This is a genomic window from Holdemanella sp. DFI.5.55 (assembly GCF_020593575.1).
Lineage (GTDB): Bacteria > Bacillota_I > Bacilli_A > Erysipelotrichales > Erysipelotrichaceae > Holdemanella > Holdemanella hominis.
The window spans coordinates 1-222 of record NZ_JAJDMK010000431.1 but is presented as its reverse complement, the minus strand read 5'-3'; the positions used below and the strand labels follow the sequence as shown (position 1 = coordinate 222).

Annotated in this window: 1 protein-coding gene; it reads left to right on the top strand. The window is 47.7% G+C overall.

Going from position 1 to position 222, the window contains the following annotated elements:
* A partial coding sequence (locus LJE08_RS14695; RefSeq protein ID WP_227403678.1) for an LPXTG cell wall anchor domain-containing protein occupies positions 1–221 on the top strand: 221 nt, incomplete at its 5' end.
* Between the last annotated feature and the right edge of the window lies 1 nt (position 222).

The window sequence follows — 222 nt, the reverse complement described above, 5'->3', positions numbered from 1 at the left end:
ATATGCCATCCCCATTGGTTATTGCCGACAATTCAACTAACCAAACCGTTGCTATTGATCAAACATCCGCAGCCAGCACCTCAAACCGGCCAGCTAACCAAGCCACCGCTAATCAGCAGCTGCCACATACCGGTAATCAGAATTCGGCTCTGCTCGGTTTAGGACTTTCTGCTTTAGCTGCCATGCTGGGAATTGGTGGCAAACGATTGAAACAAGATTAAA